We start from the raw sequence: 18504 nt of genomic DNA on the forward strand, positions 1-18504 counted from the left end.
CGTCCGCCACCGCCTGAAGACGGCTCTCCGGCAGACGCCGCAACGCCGCAGGCTCCTCAAGACCGTCAAGAATCGACGTCACGCTCTCTCTCTCGGCCACGGTCCACCTCGTCTTGGCCCAGGATTGGTGCAGGCCTTGCCGATCGGCGCGGAACTCACTCCACGTCGAGGGGCGCCGTCCCTTCGGCGCGCCCGTCCGGCCCGAGGGTGATCCGCTGGATCCGCGCCTCGGCCCGCTTCAGCAAATGCTCGCAATGCCGCTTCAGCATCTCGCCGCGCTCGTAGATCGCCACCGACTCGTCGAGCGGGACGTCGCCGCGTTCCAGGCGGCGGACGATCTCCTCGAGCTGCTCCAGCGCCTTCTCGAAGGGCAGGTCGGGAGCGGACGGGGCGGTGTCGGGGCGGCTCGCGTTCATCCCAGAGGGCTTCCTTTGGACCGGTTCTAGGGCGGAGCGCGCCCCCGCGACAACCCGAGGGCTCCTGCGGAGGCGGGCCGGCCCACCGTTTTCGGCTTGGCTGGCGTGGTTCGGCCACACCCGTGAGGAGGCGGCCCGAAGGCGGCGCTACGCGACGGCGAGATGGAACGGCGCGCCCTCGAAGGCGTCGGCGCCGCGTCCGATCGACTCGATCGCCGCGACCATGCGGCCCTCGCGCCCAAGCAGGCGGTCGGCGAGCTCCACGAAGCGGCGGTTGGGTGTGGCCGAGGGCGAGGCGGCGCGCAAGTCGCGCGCGAGCTCGGCCTCGTCGCGCTCCGGGTTGAGTGCGCAGGCGGCGATATAGGCCGCAGCCGTCGAGCGGCTGATCCCGGCATAGCAGTGGATGACGAGTGGCTTCTCCCGGGGCCAGGCGCGGACGAAGGCGAGGATCTGCTCCACATGCGCATCCTCGGCGAGGACGTGGCCCTCGCGCGCCGCGGCGATGTCGCTCACCGCGATCACGGCGCGGCACTCCGGTGGGACGGATGGCGGCAGCTCCGGGGCCGCGCCCGAGGTGAGCAGGCTGAGAACATGGCCGGCACCGGTCGCCGCGACGGTCTCGGGCAGGCGGGCGAGGGAGCAGACGTGAAGGCTCGGCACGGGGGTGGTCTCGGCTCTATGCGGCGGCAAGCGTGGTGAAGCGGTCGAGGTAGCGCGCCTGCGCCGCGGCAGTCGGCCAGGGCTCGGCGAGGGCCAGCACCGCCTCAGGCAGCGGCTCGGCCCGGCCGAAATAGCGCGCGGCCTCCGATTCGGAGAAGCCTGCCAGCTGCACGGCCTCCACATGGGCGGCGATCCGGTCGGCGCGCTTCACGAGGCGGGCGAAGGCGGGATCGGGCGCCGGCAGCCCGAAACGGCGGCGGATCGCGGACAGCAGCCGCCGTTCCACACCCCGATAGGCGTCGCCGATCGCGCCCTTCAGCGGCGAGATGATGTCGCCGATCACGTATTCGGGCGCGTCGTGGAGGAGGAGTTCGAGCCCCTCCGCCCGCGTGCAGCCGGGCCTCAGATGCCGGCCCACCGCCTCGACGAGCAGACTGTGCTGCGCCACCGAGAAGACGTGCTCGCCCGCAGTCTGCCCGTTCCAGCGTGCGACCCGGGCGAGGCCGTGGGCGATGTCGGCGAGCTCGATGTCGAGGGGCGAGGGGTCGAGCAGGTCGAGGCGGCGCCCCGAGAGCATGCGCTGCCAAGCCCGCGGCGGCACGGCGCTCACCGGGGACCGCCGAGGCCGGCGCAGGGGGCATGGCGGTGGCAGCCGACGAGATGGTCGTTGACGAGCCCGGTCGCCTGCATGAAGGCGTGGACGATGGTCGGCCCGCAGAAGCCGAAGCCCTCCGCCTTCAGGGCCTTGCTGACCCGCCGCGACAGCGGCGTCTCGGGCAGGATGTCGGCGCGGGACCCGGCGCGGCCCTGGACCGGCGATCCGTCCACGAAATTCCACAGGAAGGCCGAGAAGCCCGGGCCGCGTTCCTCGATCCGCAGCCAGGCCTGGGCGCCGCGGATGGTCGCCTCGATCTTGGCCCGGTTCCGGATGATGCGGGCATCCGCCATCAGCCGGGCGACATCGTCCGCGGTGAACCGGGCGATCCGCTCCGGCTCGAATTGCGCGAAGGCCTCGCGAAAGCCCTCGCGGCGGCGCAGGATGGTGATCCAGGAGAGACCGGCCTGGAATCCGTCGAGGATCAGTTTCTCGTAGAGCGCGCGTCCGTCATGCTCCGGCACGCCCCACTCCGTATCGTGGTAGGCGACGTAAACGGGGTCGAGCCCGGCCCACCAGCAGCGGGGGCAGCCATCGGGATGGGCGATGAGGCCGGTCTCGGACATGCCCTCGGTTTAGCGAGAACAGGAGCGGAACGCCATCGCTCAGGCCGCCGGCTCGCCCGCCGCGTCCGGCATCGCGAAACGCGCATAGGCCGGACGCTCCAGGACCACCGGCCTGTCCCCGGCCCGCAGCGTCTCGCCCGCGCTGAGCGCGTCGCCGAGGCGGTCGAGACGGATCGTGGCGAGGCCCCGCTCCCCGGCGGCGCTCCCCGTCGTGCCGAGCACCTTCCCTCCGGCCGTGACCTCGGTGCCCGGGCTCGCGGCCTCGCCCGCCGGATAGCGCGCGGCGAGCAGCCGGGTGCGGGCGGTACCCCGGTGCTGCATGCGCGAGACCACCTCCTGGCCGACATAGCAGCCCTTGCGGAAGTCGACGCCGCCGAGCTGGTCCATCAGCGCCTCGTGCGGGAAGGCGTCGCCGTAGGCGAAGTCGCGTCCGCCTTCGGGCACTGCCAGAGCGATGCGATGGACGTGGTAATCCTGCGGGCTCGCATCCGCCGAGAAGGCGCCTTCCTCAGCGTAGAGGCGGGCGCCGCGATCGACGGCGCGGGTATCGGCCGCCCCCCGGACCTCCCCCCCCGTGGCGGCACCGTCCCAGGCGGCGGCGACGGCCCCCGTTGGGTCGGCGGCGGTCTCGACCTTGGCGCGCAGCCGGTAAAGGCCGAGGCGCTTGGCGAGGCCTGCGGCCTGGTCGGCGGCGCAGTCGAGGCGGAAACCGCCCTGTATGCGTGAGATCAGGAAGTCGAACAGGATCTTGCCCTGCGGCGTCAGCAGGGCGCCGAGCCGAGCCTCGGCCTCGCCCAAGGTGACGACGTTGCAGGTCAGCACGCCCTGGAGCAGGTCCGGGGCGTCCTCGCCCGTCACGGTGACGAGGGCGCGGTCCGGCAGAAGCGCGATCGGCATGACATCTCCTGAAGACCTGCGGGCGCGCCGGGGCTGTGCCGCGCGCGCGACCGTGACATAAGCCCCCCCGGACAGCGCCTCAACCGCCCGGGAGATCTCCGATGGACCAGCCCTTCGACCTCGTCCTCGCCGGGGGCACCGTGGTGAACCATGACGGCGAGACCCGGGCCGATCTCGGCATCCGGGCCGGGCGCGTCGCCGAGATCGGCGATCTGACGGGCCGCGACGCCGCAGAGCGGCAGGATTGCACCGGCCTCCACCTCCTGCCCGGCGTCATCGACAGCCAGGTGCATTTCCGCGAGCCCGGCCTCGACCACAAGGAGGATCTCGAATCCGGCTCGCGCGCCGCGGTGATGGGCGGCGTGACGGCGGTGTTCGAGATGCCGAACACCAATCCGCTCACCACGAGCGCCGAGACGCTGGCCGACAAGCTGTCCCGCGCGCATCATCGCATGCATTGCGACTTCGCCTTCTGGGTCGGCGGCACCCACGAGAACGCCGATCAGGTGGCCGAGCTGGAGCGGCTGCCGGGGGCGGCGGGCATCAAGGTCTTCGTCGGATCCTCCACCGGCGCTCTGCTCGTCGAGGACGATGCGGGCGTGCGCGCCATCCTCAAGAACATCCGCCGCCGCGCCGCCTTCCATGCGGAGGACGAGCCGATGCTGCGCGAGCGCAAGGCCCTGCGCGTGCCGAACGATCCCGCCTCGCACCCGGTCTGGCGTTCGCCCGAGGTGGCCCTCAAGGCGACCGAGCGCCTCGTGGCGCTGGCCCACGAGACGGGCGCGCGTATCCACATCCTGCATATCTCCACGAAGGAGGAGATGGCCTTCCTCGCCGGCCACAAGGACGTGGCGAGCTGCGAGGTGACGCCACCCCCCCTCCCCCTCGACGGCGCCGAGGCCTATCCCCGCCTCGGCACGCTGGTGCAGATGAACCCGCCCGTACGCGACGCCGAGCACCGGGCCGGGATCTGGCGCGGCCTTGCCCAGGGCGTCGCCGACGTGCTCGGCTCCGATCACGCGCCTCACACGCTCGAGGAGAAGGCCAAGGCCTATCCCGATTCGCCCTCCGGCATGACCGGCGTCCAGACGCTGGTGCCGGTGATGCTCGACCACGTGGCGGCGGGACGGCTCTCGCTCGCCCGCTTCGTGGACCTCACCAGCGCCGGCCCGAAGCGGCTGTTCGGCATCGCGCGCAAGGGCCGCCTCGCGGTCGGCTACGACGCAGACGTGACGGTGGTGGACCTGAAGCGGCGCGAGACCATCCGCAACGGCTGGATCGCCTCGAAATGCGGCTGGACGCCCTATGACGGCGTCACCGTCACCGGCTGGCCCGTCGGCACCGTGGTGCGCGGCGCCCGCGTGATGTGGGACGGGATCCTGACCGCGCCCGCCCGCGGCGAGGCGGTGCTGTTTGAGGAGGCGCTGGGGACAGCCTGACGGGCAGCGATTTTCCCTCCCCCCGCAGAGGGGGAGGGAGGGGCCGTGTCGATCGTTATGCCTGGCGCCGCGCCCTCGCTCAGTGCTGCAGCGTCGTCGTGAAGGCACCGCCGCGGATGCGCTCCGGGAACCCCTCCGCGTAGCGCGCGGTCGCCTCCTCACCATAGGTGGTGACGAGTTCCTGGAAGGCGGCGAAGAGGGCGGCCTGGGCCATGCAGTCGGCGTCGAGTCCATCGAGGCAGCCTTCGGCAAAGGCCTCCGAGACGTAACTCAAGGCGACGCGCTTCTCCTCCACATCGGCCTCGACCGGGGTAGGGTGAAAGGTCTGGTGAAGCATGGCGCATCGTTTCCCTCGCGCCGGGCTGGGGACCCGGCGACGAGGCGAATGATAGGCGGCTCGATGGGCGCAGACCAGTCGGGAATTTCGAGTCGGTTAACGCGACCCGGATGATTTGCTCTTTCCGGCAACGGATCGCCGGGTGTTGCGCGCCTGCATCAGCCCCCGAAACGACCGGCCAGGCCGTGCGACAGACGCTCACCCTCGGCCACGAAACGCGTCACCGCCTCCTGTGCCGCCGGCGTGCAGATCCGGTAGGTCACCGCATAGGCGCGGTAGCCGCGATTGAAGGCGCCGGCGAGACGGTCGCGCCGGTTCGGGGTGACGCCCTCGGCCTCGATCAGGGCCTTCATCCGGCTCGGCCATTCCGCCGCGTCTGGCGCCGCGCAGAGTCCGCGGAGGAAGGCCAGAGACCCGATGATCTCGGCGAGCCGCATCAGGTCGCGGTCGTAGGGGGCGGGCTGCTCGGGCGGCGGGGGCGGCTCCTTTTCCTTCTCCGGCGCCTTCTGGGCCGGCCGGGCCCCGCGCTGCTGGGCCTCGGCAGGCGAGCCCGCCCCCATCAGGGAGAGGCAGCAGAGCAGGGCGGCGCAGGCCCGCAAGATCCTGGGATTCCAAAGGGATTTGTCCCTTTGGCCGGAAGCCGGAGCTGATGCTCGGATGTCTACACCAGGGCTCCGCCCTGGACCCGCAAAAGCGGTGACCCCTTTCGAAACCCAGACCTGATCCATCACAGGCTGGGCTCCAGGGCAGCGACCCGAGCGAAGGCTTCCGTCAGCGTGCCGACCAAGCCGGGTGTGGTCGCGAGGCCTGCGACCTCGTCGAGCCGGGCCCAGCGCACGTCGAGGGCTTCCGGCCCCGGCATCGGTTCGCCCGCCGTCCATAGTGCGGCGTGGGGCAGCACGACGTAGTGATGGCGAGCCCGGCCGTCACCGTCGCGCTCGATGATCTCGGTGGGGGTCAGCACGCCAACCACCTGCGCCTCCAGGCCGACCTCTTCGTGCAGCTCGCGCAGAGCCGCTTCAGCCAGCGTCTCGCCGGCCTCGACCTTGCCGCCGGGCAGCGTCCAGACCCCGCGCATCGGCTCGTTGGCGCGAGCGGCGAGCAGCACCCGGTCGCCGCGGATCACCGCGATCGAGGCGCCGACGATCGGCCGCGCCGGAAAGAGCCGCGTCTCCGCCCTGCTCACGGCGCCACCACGGCGACACGGCCGTCGGCCAGCCCGACGAGGAGGCGGGACGCAGGCCCGCGCCCGAGCGCGGCGACACCGGTCGCGGCTGGGGCGGGCAGGGGTGCGCGCAGGCGCTCGCGCGGCGGGCCGCCCTTGAACGCGACCACGGCGAGGGCGGTCCCGCCCGCGGAGGGGAGGGCGAGTTCGGCCGAGCCCTCCTGGTCCGGCTCGACCAGGGCGGCGAGATCGACCTCGGGCGGACCGGCGGCGTAGCCGGGAGCCTCTCCGACGAGGGCGAAGGCGTCCGGCGCGACCGACCAGAGCTGGAGTGTGCCGTCGCCCTTCACGGCGGCGGCCTGCGGCACGGCCGGTGCCGTGAAGGGGGCGATCGCCGCGAGCCGGATCGGGCCGCCGGCCTGCGGGGCGGTGCGCGCGAGGACGGACCAGTCGGCGCCGTCCTTCCGCCCGATCAGGGCGAGGCCGCCGTCCGCACCCGTCAGGGTCGCGGCGAGGAAGGCGGGCTTGCCCGCCAGCCGCAGGGCCCGCGGCCGGGACGTGGCAAAGACGGAATCGGAGCCGGCCGGGACCGTGGCGGTCGTCACCGGCACCGGCTTCGGCTCGGCGCTGACGGCCATCGGCTGGCGCTCGCGGATGGTCAGCGCGGCCGCGCCCGGCAGGCCGCCACCGCCGCGGGTCGGCCCGGTGAGGTAGGCGCTCAGGGCCCCGGCCAGCGCACGGCGCGAACCGGGCAGGGCACCGCGCGGCGTCTCGGCGGCGGCGAGCCCCTCGATCGCCTCGGCGCCGAGCAGGGTGGTGCGGATCTGTCCCTCGGCGAGGCTCAGCGCGGCCCCCCCGCCCTCGCCCCAGACGACGACGACCGGCGCGCGATCCTCCTCGCCGGATTCCGGGGCGGGATCGCCCGATCGCGGCCGGGCGAGCGGCAGGAGGCCGGAGGTCGCCACCGCGACCGCGACCTCGCTCGACGGACCGCGCATGGCGGTGACGCGGAAGGGCAGGTCGAGCACGCTCACTTGCGGCTCGGCCGCGGCAGGTCCGGCTGCGGCCAGTGCGATCAGCAGCGCGCCGGCCCGCCGGGCGGCATCAGACATGCTGGCCGCCGTTGATGTGCAGCTCGGCGCCGTTCACGTAGGAGGAGGCCTCGGTACAGAGGAAGTAGATCGCCTTGGCGACCTCGTCCGGCGTGCCGAGCCGGCGCTGCGGGATCTGGTCCACGAGCTTCTCGGTGCCGGGCGAGAGGATCGAGGTGTCGATCTCCCCGGGAGAGATCGCGTTGACGCGCACGCCGAGCGGCCCGAAATCCGCGGCCATCTCGCGGGTGAGGCCGGCCAGCGCCGCCTTCGAGGTGCCGTAGGCGGCACCCGCGAAGGGGTGGACGCGCGAGCCCGCGATCGAGGTCACGTTGACGATCGAGCCCTTGGCGCGGGCGAGCTCCGTCTTCAGACCTCCGGCGAGCAGGATCGGCGCGAAGAAGTTCACCTGGAAGACCCGCTGCCAGTCGGAGAACGGGGTGGCGATGGCACCGAGCCTCACGCCATCGGGCCCCTTGGGCGAGATGCCGGCATTGTTGACGAGGGCGTGCAGCACGCCGCCTTCGGCCGCCAGGCGCTCGGCCACCTCGCGCACGCCGCGCTCGGTGTCGGCGGCATCGGCGAGATCGACCTGGAGATGATCCTCGGCCCCCATCTCCCACGGGCAGTTCTCCGGGAAGGGATGGCGCGAGCAGGTGATGACGCGCCAGCCGGCCGCTGAGAAGCGCTTCACGGTGGCGTGGCCGATGCCGCGGCTCGCCCCCGTGAGGAGCATGATGCGGCGGCGCTCGTTGACGGGTGTGGCCAAGACCTGCCTCGCTGCGATCCGCGGCTGCCCAGGGGCGCCGCCCGCCGACGGACTGAGGAGGTGGTCTAAGCGCTGCGGGGCGGAAAATCCAGGCCGTGCGCCGCGGCATGGGCGGGCGTGCGCGGCCCTTGACCGGGGCCGGGCCGCGGTGTCTGGCAGGGCAGAGCCCCCGAGGAGCCCCGCATGTCCAGCCCCGACCGCGACCGCCTGCCGCCGATCCCCGAGGAGGCGCTCAGCCCCGAGCAGCGGAAGGCGGCTGCCGCCTTCGCCGAGACCCGCGGCACCCCAGTCTTCGGGCCGTTCTGGCCGTTGATCCGCAGCCCCGAGATGATGCTGCGGGCGAGCGACATGGGGATGTATCTGCGCTATGGCAGCGCGCTGCCGCTGGGCCTGAGCGAGTTCGCGATCCTCGTCGTCGCGCGGCTCTGGAGCCAGCAGGTCGAGTGGCACATCCACCACCCCATCGCCCTGAAGGCAGGCGTCCTGCCTGAGACCGCCGCCGCCCTCGCGGAAGGCCGCCGGCCGGAGACGATGAGCGCGGACGAGGCGCTGGTCTACGCCTTCTCGACGGAATTGCAGGTGAACCGCGCGGTCTCGGACGCCACCTACGCGGCCCTGGTCGCCCGCTTCGGCGAGCGCGGCGCGATCGATCTCGCGGGGATCAACGGCTACTACGCGCTGCTCGCCATGACCATGAACGTCGCCCGCACCGCGCTGCCGGAGGGCACCGAGCCGCCGCTGAAGCCGCTGACGCCCTGACCCTCCGTCAGCGCGCCGCGCCGTCGGCCCGGGCGAGCTCGCGCCATTCGAGCACCAGCCGCTCGAAGGCGGCGAGATCCTGCGGCGCGATCCGGCCGAGAGTGCGCCCGACATAGGCGGCCTGCGCGGCGAGCCCCCGGACGGCGAGGTCGCGCCCCGCCTCCGTCAGGTGCAGCGCGTGCGAGCGCCGGTCCCCGGGGATGGCGTGGCGCTCGACGAGCCCGGCCTCGACCAGCCGGTCGATCAGCCCCGACACGTTGCCCTTGGTGACGTAGAGCCGCTCGGCCAGTTCCTGCTGGGTCAGGCCCTCGCGCTCGGTCAGCGTCGAGAGCACGTCGAATTGCGGGATCGACAGGCCGAGTGCGCGCAGCTCCGTGCCGATCGCCGCCGTGACCCGGCGGCTCAGGCGGATGAAGCGGAACCAGACCCGGAGCGGGTCGGCAGGTGGACTGGGCTCGGGACGCGACATGGCATTCCAGGCTATACCAGAGGGGCCACGCCGCTTCATCCGGGCCGGGGGCGCCGTCCCCTGCCGGGTGCAACCGTTCCGCTTCCTGCCGCGTCGTGGGGATTGTAAGATCCCGCCCCGGAAACCCCGTCCGAGTGTCCATGCGCCGCCTTCAGTTCGAGGAGCCCGTCACCCGCGCCGGCCCGCTGGCGCGCCGGCTCGCCCTTCTCTCCCTCCTCGTCACCGTCCTGGCCCTGGTGCTGGTGCGTGATCCGCGGGCCGAGACCGGCCCGGCGCTGGCCACGCTCGCCGCCGGGCTCGGCGTCGCGGCCCTGGCGATCCTCGCCGCCGCCTTCGCCTTCGTGCGGGTCTGGCGGGAGGGCGCGCGGGGGCTCGGCGCCGCGCTCGCCGGTCTGTTCCTGGCCACCGTGATCCTGGCCTATCCCGCCTACGCGGCGATCCGTGGCCTGCGCCTGCCGGCGCTCGTCGACATCACCACGGATATCGACAACCCGCCGGCCTTCTCGCGCTCGCGGGCCGCCTTCGCCGCGCGGGACGGACGCTACCCGGCCGATCCCGGCCCCGCCGCCCGCGAGCGCCAGCGCGCGGCCTATCCGCAGATCGCGCCGCTCACCCTCGACCTCGACGCCGACGAGGCCTTCGAACTCGCCCGCAAGGCGGCGGTCAACCGGAAATGGCAGATCGTCGAGGCGATCCGGCCGGGCGGGCGGCTCGGCAACGGCCGGATCGAGGCGGTCTCGCGCGGCCTCGTGCTCAACCTGCCCGACGACGTGACCGTGCGCGTGCATCCCCGCGCGGACGGCGCCCGCATCGACGTGCGCTCGGCCTCGCGGCTGGGCGACCGCGACTTCGGCGCCAATGCCGACCGGATCCGGGCCTATCTCGACGAGGTGGCCAACCTCGCGCTCGCCGTGAAGTAGGAGAAGAGCCGGGGGCGCTGCCCCGGCGCCCCGCCAAAGGGGCGCCCCCTTTGGGATCCCGGACCATCAAGCCGCGGCGAGCGGCTTGGAAACGTCTTCGAGCGACTTGCCCTCGGCCGCGGTGCCCCAGATCCAGCCGACCACAGAGGCGATCAGCATGAGCGCGGCACCCAGCAGGTAGCCCGCGAAGACCGCGCCGCGCGAGCCGGTCTCGACCAGCGTCCCGAACAGGAGCGGGCCCGAGACGCCGCCGATCCCGGTGCCGAGCGCGTAGAAGGCCGCGATCGCGAGCGCCCGGATCTCCAGCGGGAAGGTCTCGGCCACCGTCAGATAGGCCGAGCTCGCCGCCGCAGAGGCGAAGAAGAACACCACCATCCAGGCCGCGGTCTGACCCGTGGCGCCGAGCGCCTCGATCTTGAACAGGTAGCCGGCGATCGCGAGCAGCACCGCCGAGATGCCGTAGGTGAAGGCGATCATCGGCCGGCGCCCGACCGTATCGAAGAAGCGCCCGAGCACCACGGGGCCGAGGAAGGAGCCGAGCGCGAAGGGGAGCAGGTACCAGCCGACATGGCCGCCCGGCACGCCGTAGAAGCGCTCCAGCACCAGGGCATAGGTGAAGAACAGAGCGTTGTAGAAGAAGGCCTGGCCGATCATCAGGCACAGCCCCACCAGCGTCTGCTTGCGGCTCGTCACGAACATCGCCTGCGCCACCTCCGAGAGCGGCGTGTGGTGGCGGACCTTGAGCCGGTTGTGCTTCGAGCCGTCCGGCGGGGGCAGGGTGACGCCGTGGTCGGTGAAGCGCTTCTCGATGCCTGCCACCACCCGGTCCGCCTCGGCCGCGTAGCCGTGGGTGACGAGCCAGCGCGGGCTCTCGGGGATCCAGCGGCGCAGGAGCAGGATCGCGAGCCCAATGCCGCCGCCGACGAAGAAGGCCACGCGCCAGCCCCAGGCCGGGTCGATCACCTCCGGCCGCAGCAGCACGATCGATAGGAAGGAGCCGAGCGCCGCCCCGATCCAGAACGAGCCGTTGATGACGAGGTTCGTCCAACCCCGCGCGCTCGCCGGCACCAGCTCCTGGATGGTGGAGTTGATCGCCGTGTACTCGCCGCCGATCCCGGCACCTGTGAGGAAGCGGAAGAGGCAGAAGGTGTAGATGTTCCACGACAGGCCCGTCGCCGCGGTGGCACAGAGGTAGAGGGCCAGCGTGATGAAGAACAGCTTCTTGCGACCGATCCGGTCGGTGAGCCAGCCGAAGCCGACCGCGCCCGTCACTGCGCCGACGAGGTAGGAGCTCGCGGCCAGTCCCACGTCGAATTCGGTGAACGACATCGGCGGCTGGCGCAGCGCGCCGACCAGCGAGCCCGCCAGCGTCACCTCCAGCCCGTCGAGCACCCAGGTGATGCCGAGGGCGACGATGACGAGGACGTGGAATCGGCCCCAGGGCAGCCGGTCGAGCCGGGCCGAGATGTCGGTGTCGATCACCGCGCCGACCGGGGCCCGCTCCGGGATGGCGCCGGCCTCGCGTCCGGTCTCGACCTTGCTCGCCATGGGCGTGTTTACCTTGTCTCGGAAGAGATGTTCACGACCGCGCCGCGGGTGTTGGGAAGTCGCCCGCGCGACGCCCCGTTGAGAACGGCCTTCAACGAACCCGGTGCGAGCTAGGGCGTTCCTTCGGACTGCCCGCTCATGACACCCGATCTTCCCGGCCGCCCCGCCCGGATTCTCCTGCTCGCCCTCCTCGCTGGCCTCGTTCCCGCCCATGCGGCCGAGAGCGGCCCCGGTGTGGACCGGCCCCGCATCGAGCTTGGAGCGGAGGTCTGGCGCCTGCGCCCGGCCGAATCCGGATTTCCGGCGAGCGCCGTCCCGCCGCAGCGCGACGCCCGCGGGCGAACCGTCACCGAGATCCCGGACTCGCGCCGCAACGTGCGCATGGTCTACCCGGCGCTGACCGAGGCTCGGTGGTCGCCGTGACCGCATCCGGCCGGACGCGGCTCGGGAGCGCCGGACTACCGCCACTTTGAGGGGGCAGGAAAGTCGCCGATCCACGCCCGATGGGGGAGCCGACGCATGCCGGTCCGACAGCTTCTCGCCGTCCTGCTTCTGCTGCAGGCCGGCGCCTGCACGCGTCTCCTGCACCCGGTCGCGCAGACCGGCACGGTGCCCCAGGGCATCGGGCCCGATCCCGTCGAGGCACGCCCCGTCGCGCCGACCCGGCGCGGGCGCGCGGCCGATGCGGTCGACCCCGAGGACGCCCTGCGCCGGTCGGCTGCCGACCGCGAGCGCTGGGCGAAGGAACGGCCCGCCGAATGAGCGGCGCTCCGGACCGCGCAAGTCGCTATCTTTCGCACCGGCGCATGCCTATTGATCCGCGCCGGCACCGCGAGGAACGGACCAGCGCGGCCAGATCGGGGCATGCCGAGCCTCACCCGAGCACGAGCAGGGATGACGCTTCATCGATGCTGACCCACACGCTCGACGATTTCGCAGTCTCCGAAGATCCGGCCGATCTCGCGATCATCTGCAACATCGCCTACAAGACGATGCTTGCGCTCTACGGCGATCTCTTGGTTCTTCACGGCCGCCACGACCTGGCGGCTGCCGAGCGGGCGAATCAGGCGATGATCGAGAAGGCGCGCCTCCATGTCCGCGAGATCCTGGCGCGCCTGCCGGACAGTCTCGTCCTGTCGGATGCGGGCGACCTCCTGAACGCGCATCTGCGCAGCATGCTGCTCGAAGCGGAGCGCGAGATGCGTGCCCGCGTGACGCAGGAGATCTGAGGGTCCCTCCGCGGCGTCGGGCACCGGTCTCAAAGGCAAAGCGGGCAGAATCGTCGCCGACGCGCGGCGGCGCGGGAGAGCGGCGCGCAAGTCCGTCCCCGGCGCGGCTGCCATGCTCGTTCGAGGCTTGCCCGAATCCACCGGATCCGTATCCCAAGCTCGGCCGTCCACACGGCCGCAGCCTGAGGAGACTGGATGATTCTCGACGCGCAGCACGATCGCTCTGCCTCGCAGCTTGCCACCGTCCCTGACGAGACTCACGCCACACCACACGCGATCCGGCCCGTCACGGCCGGCCCACAGGACCCGACACCGCCGGTGGATGCCGAGGCGGCCCCGCAGCAGAGCCCCTCGACCAACGCCTTCGAAGCCTTTGGCTCCTTCTCATAGGCGGGCGGGCGGGGGCCGCCGAAGCGGATCCCAGTTCAGCGGGCCCCGTCGACACGAGAGGGCCGCCACCGTGATCCGGCGATCATGGCGGCCGACCTCCGGAGACTCTGCGCGCCGGGGCGATCTCCGCCCCGGCCCACCCGGTCGGGCCCGGCGCTGCGCCGGGCGCGCTCTCCGACTGGGACCCGGACACCGGCCGACCGGGGGAGAGCCGGGCTTCAGTCCCAATACCGGCCCGGAACAGCATGCCCGGCCCATTCTCACCCGCATTCGGGGCGGCATCGGTTTTGCTGCCGGGCATTGCGGCCGTACAAGGCGGCTGGATATTGACCTGCCGTGAACCGGCACGGTGGGACGGGAGCGGTGGCAATGGGGTCTGAGATGGCGAGTTCCGGTGCTGCTCCGGAGATCCGTCCGGTGATCCTGTGCGGCGGCTCCGGCACACGGCTGTGGCCGGCCTCGCGCGAGAGCATGCCCAAGCAGTTCGCGCGCTTGGTCGATCCGGTCCAATCCACCTTCCAGGCGACGGCCCTGCGGGTGGCCGATCAGGCCCTGTTCGCCAAGCCGACGGTGATCGCTGCGGCCGAATCGCGCTTCATCGCCGCCGAGCAGCTCGCCCAGGTCGGGCTCTCCGCCGACATCCTGCTGGAGCCGCAGGGCCGCGACTCCGCCGCGGCCGTGGCCGTGGCCGCCCTGCACGCGGCGTCGGCCGACCCGCAGGCCATCGTGCTGATCATGGCCGCCGACCACGTCATCGGCGACGCGGACGCCTTCCGCGCCGCGGTGGCGGCGGCAGCCGAGGGCGCGCGCGCCGGCCAGATCATGACGCTCGGCATCGAGCCGACGCGGCCCGCCACCGATTACGGCTATATCCGCCGCGGCAGCGCCCTCCCGGCAGCCGCGGGTTACGCGGTCGAGCGCTTCGTGGAGAAGCCGACCCAAGCGGGCGCCGAGCGCCTCATCGCCGACGGCGCGCTCTGGAATTCCGGCTACTTCCTGTTCCGCGCCGACGTGATGCTGGCCGAGCTCGCAGCCTTCGCCCCGGACACCCTCGCCGGCGCCAGGGCCGCACTGGAGGCGGCCGCGCGCGACCTCGACTTCATCCGCCTCGACGCGGCGGCCTTCGCCACCTGCCCCAAGATCTCGATCGACTACGCGGTCATGGAGCGCACCGGCCGGGCGGGCGTGGTGCCGGTCTCCTTCCCCTGGTCGGACGTGGGCACCTGGGACGCGGTCTGGCAGGTTCTCGACCACGACGCGGCCGGCAACGCGCTACGCGGCCGGGTCGAGCTGATCGACACGAAGAACAGCCTCGTGCACAGCGCCGGGGACGGCCTGACCACGGTGGTTGGCCTCGAGGACGTGGTGGTGGTGACCACGCCCGACGCCGTGCTGGTGGCCTCGAAGGCACGCTCGGGCGCGGTCAAGGAACTGGTCGGCCAACTCCGGGCCAAGGCGCATCCCGAGGCGGACGCGCATCTGCGCATGTACCGGCCCTGGGGCTGGTACCAGCGCATCGACATCGGCGAGCGCTTCCAGGTGAAGCGGATCCAGGTCGTGCCGGGCGGGCGCCTCTCCCTGCAGAAGCACTATCACCGGGCGGAGCACTGGGTGGTGGTGAAGGGCACGGCCGAGGTGACGGTGGACGAGCGGGTAGCCCTGGTCCACGAGAACGAGGCGATCTACCTGCCGATCGGCTCGATGCACCGGCTCTCGAACCCCGGCAAGATCCCGCTGGAGCTGATCGAGGTCCAAGTCGGCTCCTATACCGGCGAGGACGACATCATCCGCGTCGAGGACATCTACGGGCGCTGAGCCGCCGCAGGCCAAAGTGTGCCGATTCCGACCGATGGCCGGGATCGGAGCGCCCGGCGGACGATTGCCGCCGTTCAGTCGCACGGGCAGACGGCGGTGAGACGCATTCATCGCCGTCTGGTATCAGCGCGCGCCGGCCTCGACGGGCGCCCCAACGGCGCTGCGCCAGTCGCCGAGCAGCCTCGCGCGCTTGGCTCGGTCCTGGATCGCGAGCAGTTCCGGGCTGATCTCGATCGGCCGCAGGATCGCCGAGGCCGGGGGCAAAGCGGGACCGTCCGCCTCCGGCACGGTGTTGCCGTCGAAGCCGAAGGCGAAGCTGGTCTCGCGGGCCCGCGCCTGGCCACGCGCGGAGAGCAGATAGGCCACGAAGGCGCGGGCGGCCTCGGTATGCGGCGCGCGCTTCGGCACGAAGATCGCCCGGCTCAGCACCAGCGTGTAGTCGCGCGGGATGACCACCCGGAGCGGGGCGCCCGCCCGGACCGCCGCCACCGCGTAGGAGCCGAGCAGGTTGTAGCCGATGGCGAGGCGGCCCGCGGACAGCGCGTCGAGGATGTCGGTGGTGCAGCAGCTCAGGGATACGCGGGCGCGGCCGAGCGCCTCCATGACGCGCCCGAACACCGCGCCGGCACGGGCGTCGTAGGCCGAGAACAGGTAGCCGATCCCCGAACTCGTCACGTCGTAGGTGCCGATCCGACCGGCATAGCGCTCGGGATCGGCGCGCAGGAGGTCGATCAGCTCGGCGCGGGTGCGGCGGACATCCTCCGGCCGGACGGCGTCGCGGTTGTAGACGATCACCGCCGGCTCGAAGGTGAAGCCGAACAGCTCGTCCCGCCAGCGGGTCCAGCGGGGCAGGCCGGTGCTGGCGAGGCCGAGCTTCTCGGCGCAGCCGTCGTTGACGAGCTTCACGAGCTGGTCGACGGAGGAGGACAGGACGAGGTCAACCCCGCCGGCCCCCTCGCAGGCGACGCGCATCCGGTCGAACAGCTCGGCGGTGACGTACTCGGTGTAGGTGATGCCGACATCCGGCCGGGTGGCCTGGAAGTCCTCGATCAGCGGGCGCATCGCCGCGACGTCGGTGGCCGCATGCAGGTTGAGGCTCACGGCCTCGGCGCCGGGCGCGGGAAAGCGGTGGGTCTCGATCGCCCGCGCCGCGCCCATGCCGAGGAGGAGCGCGAGGACGAGACCGGCGGCGAGGCGGAAGGCCCGGCTCATGCCGCCCTCGCAGTCGCGACGGCAGCGGGGATCGTGAGGCTGACGGAGAAGCGCCCATCGGCGAGGGTCGCGAAGGCGAGGCGGCCGCCATGGGCCGCGACCACGTCGCTGGCGATCGAGAGGCCGAGTCCGGCCCCCTTCTGCGCGCCCTCGCCACGCTCGCCGCGGCCCGGGCCGCCTTCGAAGGGCCGGGTCACCCGCTCGCGATCCTCCGGCGGGATGCCGGGCCCGTCGTCGATCACCGCGATCTCGCCCAGCCGGCCCAGATCGCGCACGGCGATCTCCAGCCGCGCCCGCGCGCCGTGCTTGATGGCGTTTCCGACAAGGTTGCCGAGCGCCTCCCGCAGTGAGATCGCGTCGCCCAGCACCAGGACGGGCGTCTCCGGCCCCTCGAAGGCGAGGTCGAGTTCGAAGGGGGCCGACAGCGAACCGACCGCGGAGCTCGCCGCGTCGCGCAGCACCTGGCGGCCGAGCTCCGCGAGATCGACCGGCGCGAAGGGCACGGATTCGATCCGGTGGCTCACCATCGCATGGTCGAGGAGCTGGTTGGTGAGGCGGGCAAGTTCCCGGGTGCGCGCGCGGATCCGGGTCAGGCGGGCCCGGCGCTCCTCGGCCTCCGGCCCGGTGCCGGTCTCGGACCAGGCCAGCATCTCGACCTGCGAGGAGAGGGCGGCGAGCGGCGTGCGGATCTGGTGGCTCGCCTCGGCGACGAAGCGCTGGAGCACGGCCTGATGCCGCGACAGGCGCGTGGTGAAGCCGTTGATGGCCCCGACGAGCGCGCCGATCTCCCGCGGCGTCTCGATCGCGAGCGGGGCGAGGTCCTTCGGGTCGCGCTCGCACATGGTGCGCTCGACCCGGGCCAGCGGCGCCAGGGCGAGGCGCACGGCGGCGAGGGCGGCCAGGAAGCCGAGCAGCATCATGACGGCGAGCAGCGCGAGCGCCTTCACGGTGAGGTCGCGGGCGAGCGCCCCGCGCGCCTCGTTGGTCTGGGCAAGCGCCACGCGCACCCAGCCGGGCGTGGCCGCGTCGGGGATGTAGCGCCGCGCGGCTGCGACCCGCACGGGCACGCCGCGGAAGGTGCCGTCGCCCACCGCCGAGCCGGCGCCGGGCGGATCGACCCGGACCGCAGGCGGCAGGTCGTCGTAGCCGGTGAGCACCGCGCCGTCCGGCCCCGCGACCGCGTAGAAGACCCGGTCGTCGGGAGCGAGCGCCAGGGTCTCGAAGGCCGAGAAGGGCGGGTCGGCGAGCAGCCGCCCGTCCTGCGTGTAGACGCTCTCGGCGATCTGCAGGGCGGCGGCGACCATCAGCCGGTCGTAGGCGTCGTCGGCCGCGCCGCGGGCGTAGCTCGCCGCCACCACGCCGAGCCCGATCCCGGTCACCGCCATCACCGCCGCGACGAGGCCGGTGACGCGCCGGTAGAGGGAGAGGCCGCCCGGCGCGCTCATAGGGGCTTGGGCAGGCCGGGACTGGGCAGGCCGGGATTGAGCTGGTAGCCGAGGCCGCGCAGGGTCCGGATCTGAACCTCGGAGGCCCCGAGCTTGCGCCGAACCCGGGCGACGTACTGCTCGACGGCATTGAAGCTCGGGCTCTCGTCGAGGCCGAACAGGCGGTCGAGCAGCTCGTCCTTGCTGAAGACGCGGCCGGGGCGCGCGGCCAGGATCTCGAGCAGCATCAGCTCACGGCGGGTCATCTCCACCGGGTGGCCGGCCACGCTCACGCTACGCGCCTGCCGGTCGATGGCGATGTCGCCGCAGATCAGCGCATTGGTGGCCTCGCCGGCCGAGCGGCGCAGCAGGGCCCGAGCCCGGGCCTCGAGCTCCCGGAAGTCGAAGGGCTTCACGAGGTAGTCGTCGGCGCCGAGGTCGAGCACCCGCACCCGGTCGTCCACGGCGCCGCGGGCGGTCAGCACGAGGACCGGGCTCGTCCCGCCGCGCCCGCGGAAATCCTTGAGCAGGGCGGGCCCGTCGCGGCCCGGCAGGTTCAGGTCGAGCACGACGAGGTCGTAGACCTGCGTGGCCAGGATCTCCTCGGCGGTCAGGCCATCCTGCGCCCAATCGACATTGTGGCCGATGCGGCGGAAGCCCACGACGATCGATTCGGCGACCTCGGTCGTATCCTCGACGACCAATATCCGCATCGCCGGATCCGCCCCTCAAAACACGAGATC

At 72.6% G+C, this 18504-nt stretch carries 23 protein-coding genes; 8 read left to right on the forward strand and 15 right to left on the reverse strand.

The features are described from left to right. Positions 1-155 precede the first annotated feature (155 nt). The 5 genes from MET9862_RS15615 to ygfZ all read right to left on the reverse strand — a co-directional run bounded on the left by MET9862_RS15615 (position 156) and on the right by ygfZ (position 3194). Positions 156-416, reverse strand: coding sequence for an exodeoxyribonuclease VII small subunit (locus tag MET9862_RS15615; protein ID WP_142583832.1), 261 nt, complete (start codon positions 414-416; stop codon positions 156-158). A gap of 147 nt (positions 417-563) precedes the next feature. Continuing rightward, positions 564-1076 carry a tyrosine phosphatase family protein gene (locus MET9862_RS15620; protein WP_142583833.1) on the reverse strand — a complete coding sequence of 171 codons (513 nt, stop codon included), beginning with the start codon at positions 1074-1076 and terminating at the stop codon, positions 564-566. Positions 1077-1092: 16 nt separating this feature from the next. Next, positions 1093-1653, reverse strand: coding sequence for an HD domain-containing protein (locus tag MET9862_RS15625; RefSeq protein WP_142583868.1), 561 nt, complete (start codon positions 1651-1653; stop codon positions 1093-1095). Between the two features lie 29 nt (positions 1654-1682). Then, positions 1683-2297: a DNA-3-methyladenine glycosylase I gene (locus MET9862_RS15630; RefSeq protein WP_142583834.1), complete on the reverse strand. Its 615-nt coding sequence runs from the start codon at positions 2295-2297 to the stop codon at positions 1683-1685. Between the two features lie 39 nt (positions 2298-2336). Further along, positions 2337-3194 (reverse strand): CAF17-like 4Fe-4S cluster assembly/insertion protein YgfZ, encoded by an 858-nt coding sequence (ygfZ, locus tag MET9862_RS15635; RefSeq protein WP_142583835.1) that lies wholly within the window; start codon positions 3192-3194, stop codon positions 2337-2339. Between the two features lie 101 nt (positions 3195-3295). Here ygfZ and MET9862_RS15640 point away from each other — a divergent pair, with 101 nt between their 5' ends. Next, positions 3296-4633 carry a dihydroorotase gene (locus MET9862_RS15640; protein WP_142583836.1) on the forward strand — a complete coding sequence of 446 codons (1338 nt, stop codon included), beginning with the start codon at positions 3296-3298 and terminating at the stop codon, positions 4631-4633. A 79-nt stretch (positions 4634-4712) separates the two neighbouring features. Here MET9862_RS15640 and MET9862_RS15645 read toward each other — a convergent pair whose 3' ends face one another. From MET9862_RS15645 to MET9862_RS15665, 5 genes are all read right to left on the reverse strand, one after another. Then, on the reverse strand, positions 4713-4970 hold the full coding sequence (locus MET9862_RS15645; protein ID WP_142583837.1) for a hypothetical protein: 258 nt from the start codon (positions 4968-4970) through the stop codon (positions 4713-4715). A 158-nt stretch (positions 4971-5128) separates the two neighbouring features. Continuing rightward, a complete protein-coding gene (locus tag MET9862_RS15650) occupies positions 5129-5530 on the reverse strand; it encodes a TIGR02301 family protein (protein ID WP_142583869.1) in 402 nt (133 codons plus the stop codon). Between the two features lie 167 nt (positions 5531-5697). After that, the gene (locus tag MET9862_RS15655; protein ID WP_142583838.1) at positions 5698-6156 is read right to left on the reverse strand and encodes an NUDIX hydrolase; all 459 of its coding nucleotides are present in this window, start codon (positions 6154-6156) and stop codon (positions 5698-5700) included. Then, positions 6153-7247, reverse strand: coding sequence for a hypothetical protein (locus MET9862_RS15660; RefSeq protein ID WP_142583839.1), 1095 nt, complete (start codon positions 7245-7247; stop codon positions 6153-6155). The genes MET9862_RS15655 and MET9862_RS15660 overlap by 4 nt, the downstream gene beginning before the upstream one ends. Next, a complete protein-coding gene (locus MET9862_RS15665; RefSeq protein ID WP_142583870.1) occupies positions 7240-7962 on the reverse strand; it encodes an SDR family NAD(P)-dependent oxidoreductase in 723 nt (240 codons plus the stop codon). Before MET9862_RS15665 ends, MET9862_RS15660 begins: the two co-directional genes overlap by 8 nt. Positions 7963-8178: 216 nt before the next feature. Between MET9862_RS15665 and MET9862_RS15670 the strand changes: the two genes are divergently transcribed. Then, positions 8179-8754 (forward strand): carboxymuconolactone decarboxylase family protein, encoded by a 576-nt coding sequence (locus MET9862_RS15670; RefSeq protein WP_142583840.1) that lies wholly within the window; start codon positions 8179-8181, stop codon positions 8752-8754. A gap of 7 nt (positions 8755-8761) precedes the next feature. Here MET9862_RS15670 and MET9862_RS15675 read toward each other — a convergent pair whose 3' ends face one another. Next, on the reverse strand, positions 8762-9223 hold the full coding sequence (locus MET9862_RS15675) for a MarR family winged helix-turn-helix transcriptional regulator (RefSeq protein WP_142583841.1): 462 nt from the start codon (positions 9221-9223) through the stop codon (positions 8762-8764). Positions 9224-9363: 140 nt separating this feature from the next. On the opposite strand from MET9862_RS15675, the gene MET9862_RS15680 reads away from it, so the two are divergent. Then, on the forward strand, positions 9364-10143 hold the full coding sequence (locus MET9862_RS15680; RefSeq protein WP_142583842.1) for a DUF1499 domain-containing protein: 780 nt from the start codon (positions 9364-9366) through the stop codon (positions 10141-10143). A 66-nt stretch (positions 10144-10209) separates the two neighbouring features. Here the strand turns inward: MET9862_RS15680 and MET9862_RS15685 are convergent, their stop codons facing one another. After that, complete coding sequence (locus MET9862_RS15685) at positions 10210-11691, reverse strand: MFS transporter (protein ID WP_142583843.1); 1482 nt, start codon at positions 11689-11691, stop codon at positions 10210-10212. A 138-nt stretch (positions 11692-11829) separates the two neighbouring features. Here MET9862_RS15685 and MET9862_RS15690 point away from each other — a divergent pair, with 138 nt between their 5' ends. The 5 genes from MET9862_RS15690 (at position 11830) to MET9862_RS15710 (ending at position 15125) form a co-directional block, all read left to right on the forward strand. Further along, positions 11830-12114 carry a hypothetical protein gene (locus MET9862_RS15690; RefSeq protein ID WP_142583844.1) on the forward strand — a complete coding sequence of 95 codons (285 nt, stop codon included), beginning with the start codon at positions 11830-11832 and terminating at the stop codon, positions 12112-12114. A 96-nt stretch (positions 12115-12210) separates the two neighbouring features. After that, the gene (locus MET9862_RS15695; RefSeq protein ID WP_142583845.1) at positions 12211-12453 is read left to right on the forward strand and encodes a hypothetical protein; all 243 of its coding nucleotides are present in this window, start codon (positions 12211-12213) and stop codon (positions 12451-12453) included. Beyond that, positions 12450-12920 carry a hypothetical protein gene (locus MET9862_RS15700; protein WP_142583846.1) on the forward strand — a complete coding sequence of 157 codons (471 nt, stop codon included), beginning with the start codon at positions 12450-12452 and terminating at the stop codon, positions 12918-12920. Before MET9862_RS15695 ends, MET9862_RS15700 begins: the two co-directional genes overlap by 4 nt. Before the next feature lie 195 nt (positions 12921-13115). Further along, entirely contained in the window at positions 13116-13310 is a 195-nt protein-coding gene (locus MET9862_RS15705) for a hypothetical protein (RefSeq protein WP_142583847.1), read from the forward strand. A gap of 381 nt (positions 13311-13691) precedes the next feature. After that, entirely contained in the window at positions 13692-15125 is a 1434-nt protein-coding gene (locus MET9862_RS15710) for a mannose-1-phosphate guanylyltransferase/mannose-6-phosphate isomerase (protein ID WP_142583848.1), read from the forward strand. 123 nt (positions 15126-15248) lie between these two features. Here the strand turns inward: MET9862_RS15710 and MET9862_RS15715 are convergent, their stop codons facing one another. Genes MET9862_RS15715 through MET9862_RS15725 form a run of 3 tightly spaced genes read right to left on the reverse strand, consistent with a single transcriptional unit; the run spans position 15249 to position 18474 of the window. Then, the gene (locus tag MET9862_RS15715) at positions 15249-16337 is read right to left on the reverse strand and encodes an ABC transporter substrate-binding protein (protein WP_142583849.1); all 1089 of its coding nucleotides are present in this window, start codon (positions 16335-16337) and stop codon (positions 15249-15251) included. Further along, complete coding sequence (locus MET9862_RS15720; protein WP_142583850.1) at positions 16334-17782, reverse strand: sensor histidine kinase; 1449 nt, start codon at positions 17780-17782, stop codon at positions 16334-16336. Before MET9862_RS15720 ends, MET9862_RS15715 begins: the two co-directional genes overlap by 4 nt. Further along, the gene (locus MET9862_RS15725) at positions 17779-18474 is read right to left on the reverse strand and encodes a response regulator transcription factor (protein WP_142583851.1); all 696 of its coding nucleotides are present in this window, start codon (positions 18472-18474) and stop codon (positions 17779-17781) included. Before MET9862_RS15725 ends, MET9862_RS15720 begins: the two co-directional genes overlap by 4 nt. Positions 18475-18504: the final 30 nt, after the last annotated feature.

It is taken from the genome of Methylobacterium symbioticum (genome assembly GCF_902141845.1).
GTDB lineage: Bacteria > Pseudomonadota > Alphaproteobacteria > Rhizobiales > Beijerinckiaceae > Methylobacterium > Methylobacterium symbioticum.

Bases quoted from the DNA above. Each gene is read 5' to 3' on its own strand.
- MET9862_RS15615 (WP_142583832.1), bottom strand. From the start codon at position 416: ATGAACGCGAGCCGCCCCGACACCGCCCCGTCCGCTCCCGACCTGCCC.
- MET9862_RS15625 (WP_142583868.1), bottom strand. From the start codon at position 1,653: ATGCTCTCGGGGCGCCGCCTCGACCTGCTCGACCCCTCGCCCCTCGAC.
- MET9862_RS15630 (WP_142583834.1), bottom strand. From the start codon at position 2,297: ATGTCCGAGACCGGCCTCATCGCCCATCCCGATGGCTGCCCCCGCTGC.
- ygfZ (WP_142583835.1), bottom strand. From the start codon at position 3,194: ATGCCGATCGCGCTTCTGCCGGACCGCGCCCTCGTCACCGTGACGGGC.
- MET9862_RS15640 (WP_142583836.1), top strand. From the start codon at position 3,296: ATGGACCAGCCCTTCGACCTCGTCCTCGCCGGGGGCACCGTGGTGAAC.
- MET9862_RS15645 (WP_142583837.1), bottom strand. From the start codon at position 4,970: ATGCTTCACCAGACCTTTCACCCTACCCCGGTCGAGGCCGATGTGGAG.
- MET9862_RS15650 (WP_142583869.1), bottom strand. From the start codon at position 5,530: ATGGGGGCGGGCTCGCCTGCCGAGGCCCAGCAGCGCGGGGCCCGGCCG.
- MET9862_RS15660 (WP_142583839.1), bottom strand. From the start codon at position 7,247: ATGTCTGATGCCGCCCGGCGGGCCGGCGCGCTGCTGATCGCACTGGCC.
- MET9862_RS15665 (WP_142583870.1), bottom strand. From the start codon at position 7,962: ATGCTCCTCACGGGGGCGAGCCGCGGCATCGGCCACGCCACCGTGAAG.
- MET9862_RS15670 (WP_142583840.1), top strand. From the start codon at position 8,179: ATGTCCAGCCCCGACCGCGACCGCCTGCCGCCGATCCCCGAGGAGGCG.
- MET9862_RS15675 (WP_142583841.1), bottom strand. From the start codon at position 9,223: ATGTCGCGTCCCGAGCCCAGTCCACCTGCCGACCCGCTCCGGGTCTGG.
- MET9862_RS15680 (WP_142583842.1), top strand. From the start codon at position 9,364: ATGCGCCGCCTTCAGTTCGAGGAGCCCGTCACCCGCGCCGGCCCGCTG.
- MET9862_RS15685 (WP_142583843.1), bottom strand. From the start codon at position 11,691: ATGGCGAGCAAGGTCGAGACCGGACGCGAGGCCGGCGCCATCCCGGAG.
- MET9862_RS15690 (WP_142583844.1), top strand. From the start codon at position 11,830: ATGACACCCGATCTTCCCGGCCGCCCCGCCCGGATTCTCCTGCTCGCC.
- MET9862_RS15695 (WP_142583845.1), top strand. From the start codon at position 12,211: ATGCCGGTCCGACAGCTTCTCGCCGTCCTGCTTCTGCTGCAGGCCGGC.
- MET9862_RS15700 (WP_142583846.1), top strand. From the start codon at position 12,450: ATGAGCGGCGCTCCGGACCGCGCAAGTCGCTATCTTTCGCACCGGCGC.
- MET9862_RS15705 (WP_142583847.1), top strand. From the start codon at position 13,116: ATGATTCTCGACGCGCAGCACGATCGCTCTGCCTCGCAGCTTGCCACC.
- MET9862_RS15710 (WP_142583848.1), top strand. From the start codon at position 13,692: ATGGCGAGTTCCGGTGCTGCTCCGGAGATCCGTCCGGTGATCCTGTGC.
- MET9862_RS15715 (WP_142583849.1), bottom strand. From the start codon at position 16,337: ATGAGCCGGGCCTTCCGCCTCGCCGCCGGTCTCGTCCTCGCGCTCCTC.
- MET9862_RS15720 (WP_142583850.1), bottom strand. From the start codon at position 17,782: ATGAGCGCGCCGGGCGGCCTCTCCCTCTACCGGCGCGTCACCGGCCTC.
- MET9862_RS15725 (WP_142583851.1), bottom strand. From the start codon at position 18,474: ATGCGGATATTGGTCGTCGAGGATACGACCGAGGTCGCCGAATCGATC.